Below are 5,644 nucleotides of genomic sequence, written 5' to 3'. Positions count from 1 at the left end.
GCGGTCATGACCCGCCCTCGGAGCGGTAGCGGGCCAGTGCCTCCTGCCACTCCCGGTCCGTCGTCGCGAAGATGGTCACGTTCGACTTCGGCAGGGACACGAAGTACGTCCACGGCCCGTCGGCCGGGTGCAGGGCGGACTCCAGCGCCCACTTCCCCGGGTTGGAGATGGCCCCCGGCGGCAGGCCCGCCACCTTGCGGGTGTTGTAGGGGTTGTTGCTGGCGAGCTGGCTCTGGGTCAGCGGGCCCTCGTACTCGTCGAGGGCGTACCGGGTGGTCGAGTCCAGGTCGAGGCGGCGGAACCGGCCGGAGGTGTCGGCGAGCCGGTTGTAGATGACCCGGGCGACCTTCGGCCCCTCGTCCGGGTTCTTCACCTCACGTTCGATGATGGAGGCGATCGTGACGATGTCCTGAGGGGTGCGGCCCAGCGCGGCCGCGCCCGCCTCGATGCCGAGGCCGGCCGTCTCCGTCCTGAACCTGTCGACGAAGCCCTTGAGCGTGGCGGTCGCGGAGGCGCCGGGCCGCAGGTCGTAGGTGAAGGGGTACAGATAGCCCTCGACGCTGGCGGCGTACGACGGCAGCTGGAGCTCGCCCGGCCTCCTCACGATCTCCTCGAGCGCGGGGAGCGGCTGGCCGGTGCGTTCGGCCAGCGCCGTGAGCACCTGTTTGACCGTCATGCCCTCGGTGATAGTGAGCCGGAACAGGGTGTGGGACTTCACGTCCAGCAGCGTGGCCAGCGCGTCGGCCGCCCGCAGGTGCTGCCTGAGCCGGTAGAAGCCGGGCTGGATGGAACGTGACCGCTCGTCGGCCGCGGCCGCGTTGACGAAGGCGGCCGGTGTCCGCACGACCTCGGCGGAGGCGAGCACCCGGGCGATGTCCCGGGCGGTCGAGCCGGCCTGGATCTGGATGATGACCGAGCCGTCGCCGGGCCCGGAGTAGTCGATCGCCGACTCGCCGGCCGTGACGCGCCCGATCACCTTGCCCGCGCCGTAGATCCCGCCGCAGAGGACCCCGGCCACCACCACCAGGACCGCGATAAGCTTGTGCGCGGTACGGCCCCGCCGCCGGGCCCGGCCACGGCTGCCACGGCTGCCGTGGCTTCCACGGCCACCGCCGGTGGGCCTGCTGCGGTACGAGGCCCGGCTGCCTGACGCGTCATCGAGCAGCTCGTCGAGGTCGTCCCCGATCACGTGTCGTCCGCGCGGCGATCCGGCTCGCGCCGGGTGGCCACGGCGTCGGACGCCCCCGCGTCACGCGGGATGTCCAGGGCGGACTGCAGGATCTGCACCGCTGCCTCCTGGTCTACGACTGCGCGACGGTCCCGTGCGCGCAGGCCACGCTCGGCCATCCGGCGGTGGGCCACGACAGTGGTCAGCCGCTCGTCGACGAGCCGCACCGGGACAGGGGCGACCCGGGCCGCCAGCAGGCCGGCGTACGCCCGGGCCTGGCGGGCCGCCGGCCCCGGGAGGCCGGACAGCCGTGTCGGGAGACCCACAACGACCTCCACCGCATGACGATCCTGCACAATCATCGCAATCTCGTCGAGATCGCTGTTCAGCCGGGTGTCCCGTCGCAGCGTCGTCACCGGGAACGCGATCCTCGCGTCAGGGTCGCTGGCCGCGACCCCTATTCTGACTGTGCCCACGTCGATACCGACATGCACCCCCGCCCGGCGGCTCATCGCGGACCGCCGGGGCCGGCCGATGCCCGGGCCGGCCCCGGGACGCGCTCACGCGGAACGGGTACCGGCGATGCCCGAGGCGGCGGCACCGGGCGGGCCGCCGTCGGCACCGTGCGCGTCACCGGTGTCATCCAGCCCCAGAGCCTGACGAAGCTCATCCTCCCGCTCGGCCATCCCTTCCCGGACGTCGGCCAGGAAATCCTGCACCGACTCTACGAGGGAACCGGCGAGATGCTGCGGAGTGAGGGTGGACACGGCGCGGGCGGCACGCCGCACGGTCACCACTCCCACCGCCGCGCCGAGCGCGATGTAGAACAGCCGCGGCATCACGCGCTCCGGCTGTCGACGTCGGCCCCGCGCAGGGTGGCCGCCGGCGGCGCGGACGCGGCCGGGCCGGCGCGCCGGGCCGCCCGCCGGCTGGCCCGCTGCGCCGCCCGGTCCGCCTTGATCTCCGCCGTGATCCGTGACTCGATGTCGGCGCGGGCCCGCTTCGCCGTCGCCCGCCGGACCCCGTAGGAGAACGCCGCGACCCGCACGACCGGGCCGCCGACCGTCGCCGCGAACAGCGACGTGAGCGAGGAGATGTTCGTCGAGATCGTCTGTACGTTCGCCGTGATGGCGTCGACCCGGTCGAGCTCCTTGTTCACATGGCTGAGCGCCTGGTTCACCTCGTCCACGGTCGCGCCCGCCTGCCGCACACGCGCGGTGCCCTCGTCGATGGCCAGCCCGGTCTGGCGGACCCGGGCCGCCGCCTCGTCGAAGATCTTCCCGAGCTTGAACAACACGTAGCAGCCGAACAGGACGAGCACGGAGAACGCCCCCGCCGCGATCAGTCCCGCGATCGCACCACCGGACATGTGTGCCCTGCCTCCGCTGTCAGGGGCCGTGACCCGGCCACACTTTCGTGACAAGCCTTACCTTCGTGACAAGCCTTACCTTCGTGACAAACTGCGTGACCGAGCTCCGGGATTTCCGCGACCAGGCCCTCGCACCGGCGCCGCGACGGTGGCCTCCCCGACGGGCCGATGACGCGGATCACGTTTCTCCCGCGCCGCCGGGCCCGGGTCCTGGAACGCCGCGGGAGAGCACCCACGGCCCCCCGGACAACGGTCGACGGAGCGTCGAACTCGACGTTCCTGGAGTGACCCTACCGAGCGCGACCGGCTTCGTGGTCACTCGCCTCTGATGGCTCGTCCACATCTGCCCCGGTCCCAGCAGCCGCCCCGGTCCCAGCGGCCCCGGCGGCTGCGCTGCCGGGCGCGGCGGCTGCGCTGCCGGGCGCGGCGGCTGCGCTGCCGGGCGCGGCGGCGGTGGTGGAGCCGCGAAGGGCCTCGCGCAGGAACGCCAGCCGCTGTCCGGCCCGCTGCTCGAACCCGTGCCCGCTCGGCTGGTAGTAGCTCGCCCCCACCAGCGGGCCGGGGGCATACTGCTGGCCCACGACCCCGCCCGGATGGTCGTGGGGGTACCGGTAGCCGTCGCCGTGGCCCAGCCGGCCCGCCCCCGGGTAGTGCGCGTCCCGCAGGTGGGGCGGGACCGGGCCGGCACGCCCGGCGCGGACGTCGGCGACGGCCGCGTCGACCGCCCGGATGACCGCGTTGGACTTCGGCGCCAGCGCGAGATGGATCACAGCCTGCGCGAGCGCGAGCCGGGCCTCGGGCAGGCCGACCATCTCCAGGGCCTGGGCGGCGGCCACGGCCACCCCGAGCGCCCCGGGCTCGGCCAGGCCCACGTCCTCACTGGCCAGAATGATCATCCTGCGGGCGACGAACCGGGGATCCTCCCCCGCCTCCAGCATCCGGGCCAGATAGTGCAGGGCGGCGTCGACGTCACTGCCGCGCACGGACTTGATCAGCGCGCTCGCCACGTCGTAGTGCTGATCGCCCTCGCGGTCGTAGCGCACCGCGGCCCGGTTCACCGCCTGTTCGAGGGTGGCGAGGCCGACCCGCACGGGCGGGCGGGCGGCCCCCGGCCCGTCACCACCGCCGGTGCCCGTCGCCGCGGCGGCCGGCCCCGTGTCCGCGCTCGCCGCGGCGGCGAGGGCGGCGTCACCGGCGGCCTGCAGGGCGGTCAGGACGCGGCGGGCGTCCCCGCCGGCCAGGCGCAGCAGATGGGTGACCGCGTCCGCGTCCATCGTCAGCCGGCCGCCGTACCCCCGCCGGTCGTCGAGCGCCCGCTGGACCAGGACACGCAGGTCATCCTCGGTGAGCGGCTCCAGGGTGAGCAGCAGCGAGCGGGACAGCAGCGGCGCCACCACCGAGAAGAACGGGTTCTCGGTGGTGGCGGCGACCAGGGTGACCAGCCCGTTCTCCACCGCCGGCAGCAGCGCGTCCTGCTGGGTCCTGGTGAAGCGGTGCACCTCGTCGATGAACAGGACCGTGCGGACGCCGGACACCGCGAGCGTGTCCCGCGCCTGGTCGATCACCGCCCGTACGTCCTTGACACCGGCGGTGACCGCGGACAGCTCCCGGAACCGGCGTCCGCCGGAGCCGGAGATGATGTGTGCGAGCGTCGTCTTGCCGCTGCCCGGCGGCCCCCAGAGCAGGACCGAGGTGGTGCCGCCGCCTTCCACCAGGCGCCGCAGCGGGCTGCCCGCGCCGAGCAGGTGACGCTGCCCGACGAGTTCGTCGAGGGTACGGGGGCGCAGCCGGGCCGCGAGAGGACCCGACGTCGCCAGGGTCTGCTCGAGCCCGGCGTCGAACAGGCTCACCCACCTACCGTATGACGGCCCTGTCATCCGACGGCCGGCGACCGTACCCGCCGCACGGCGGGCCAACCGGCCGTACCCGCCGCGCGGCGGCCGCGGCTACCGTGTGACGGCCGGGCGGCCGTGCGCCGGCACGGGCGTGGGCCAGCCGGCGGCGGCACGGCCGACCGTGTGGTGGCGGACGAGGCCGGCGAGCTCCGGGGCGAACGAGAAGATCACCTGCCGTACCCGGTCGACGGCGAACGGCGCGAGCTCGTCGTATACCTCCGCGAAGACAGCGTGCGCCCGCGCCCGCGGCCACTGGGGCGGCAGCAGCTTCAGCGGCAGGTCCGGGTCGAGGCCGGGGAAGCGCCGCCAGGCGTCCAGGAGCGCGGTCCGGGCCACCAGCGCCTCCGCCGGGTCCACGTCGGCGGCCCGGATCCGTCCGAGCAGGGGGGTGTGGGTGCCGATGAAGTCCTCGTAACGGGCGCGCAGCTCGGTCAGGTCCCACGCCTCGATCGGACGTCTGGGGCTGGCCGCCACGGCCATCGCGCTCATCCCGGCTGTCCCGGCCGTCCTGACCGCCCCGGTCGCCCCGGCCGCGTCGATCGCCTCGGCCGCGTCGATCGCCTCGGCCGCCGTCAGGACCGTCGCGTTGGGCACGCCGAGCTCGGCGAACATCCGGATGGCCGCCTCCGTCTCCTGCCGGGGGGAGACCCACATGCCGTCGTAGAGCGGCGCGAAGCCCAGCCAGCGCAGCCTGTTGCGAACGGTATGGCGGATGTCACGCTGCTCCTCCGGCAGCGAGAAGGCGGCGACGACCCACCGGCCGTCCCACCCGGCGCCGGCCTGCCCGAACGACAGGACGCGCACGGCGCTGTCCTGCAGCGCCTCGGCCGCCTGGCCGGTCAGGCCGTAGTAGGTGTTGCGGCCGACCCGGGAGGACGCCAGCAGCCCACGGCGCGCGAGCCGGCTGAGCGCCGCGCGCGCGCCGACCGTCGAGATATCGAAGTCCGCCAGCAGGCGCACCAGCGCCGCGGACGGGATGTGCTCCTCGCGCCCGTGCCAGTAGTCGCCGAGCAGGGTCATGAGCAGACGTTGCGGCTGGGCGCCGAGCCGGAAGCGCGGAAGATCGGCTCTGGGCGAATGGCCCCGGGTGACAACGGGTCCGGTGATTACCACGGAAGACGATATTACGAGCCGATACATCCGGAGCCGCCATGCGCCGGTATGTCGGACCGGCAGGCCAGACAGGCCCCGAACCCGTCGGGCGGCCGGGCA

General features: G+C 74.1%; 6 protein-coding genes. All 6 read right to left on the bottom strand.

Annotated elements, in window-relative coordinates; all coding sequences use genetic code 11:
- Window positions 1–4 precede the first annotated feature (4 nt).
- Window positions 5–1,189 (bottom strand): endolytic transglycosylase MltG, encoded by a 1,185-nt coding sequence (gene mltG, locus AC5LUJ_RS04370; protein WP_250292101.1) that lies wholly within the window; start codon window positions 1,187–1,189, stop codon window positions 5–7.
- Window positions 1,186–1,680, bottom strand: a complete 495-nt coding sequence (gene ruvX, locus AC5LUJ_RS04365) for a Holliday junction resolvase RuvX (protein WP_250292103.1) — start codon at window positions 1,678–1,680, stop codon at window positions 1,186–1,188. The genes mltG and ruvX overlap by 4 nt, the downstream gene beginning before the upstream one ends.
- Window positions 1,681–1,728: 48 nt before the next feature.
- Entirely contained in the window at window positions 1,729–2,007 is a 279-nt protein-coding gene (locus tag AC5LUJ_RS04360; protein WP_250292105.1) for a hypothetical protein, read from the bottom strand.
- Window positions 2,007–2,537 (bottom strand): DUF948 domain-containing protein, encoded by a 531-nt coding sequence (locus tag AC5LUJ_RS04355; RefSeq protein ID WP_493464500.1) that lies wholly within the window; start codon window positions 2,535–2,537, stop codon window positions 2,007–2,009. The genes AC5LUJ_RS04360 and AC5LUJ_RS04355 overlap by 1 nt, the downstream gene beginning before the upstream one ends.
- 290 nt (window positions 2,538–2,827) lie before the next feature.
- A complete protein-coding gene (locus tag AC5LUJ_RS04350) occupies window positions 2,828–4,387 on the bottom strand; it encodes a replication-associated recombination protein A (RefSeq protein WP_493464499.1) in 1,560 nt (519 codons plus the stop codon).
- Between the two features lie 96 nt (window positions 4,388–4,483).
- Window positions 4,484–5,452, bottom strand: coding sequence for a PaaX family transcriptional regulator (locus AC5LUJ_RS04345; RefSeq protein ID WP_493464498.1), 969 nt, complete (start codon window positions 5,450–5,452; stop codon window positions 4,484–4,486).
- Window positions 5,453–5,644: the final 192 nt, after the last annotated feature.

The sequence above is a fragment of the Protofrankia sp. CiP1_Cm_nod3 genome, assembly GCF_982290655.1.
The sequence above is the reverse complement of the archived record's forward strand: the minus strand, read 5'-3'. Positions and strand labels throughout refer to the sequence as shown.

Coding starts and splice junctions, on each gene's coding strand:
- AC5LUJ_RS04345 (WP_493464498.1), bottom strand. CDS start 5,452: ATGACCCTGCTCGGCGACTACTGGCACGGGCGCGAGGAGCACATCCCG.
- AC5LUJ_RS04355 (WP_493464500.1), bottom strand. CDS start 2,537: ATGTCCGGTGGTGCGATCGCGGGACTGATCGCGGCGGGGGCGTTCTCC.
- ruvX (WP_250292103.1), bottom strand. CDS start 1,680: ATGAGCCGCCGGGCGGGGGTGCATGTCGGTATCGACGTGGGCACAGTC.
- AC5LUJ_RS04360 (WP_250292105.1), bottom strand. CDS start 2,007: ATGCCGCGGCTGTTCTACATCGCGCTCGGCGCGGCGGTGGGAGTGGTG.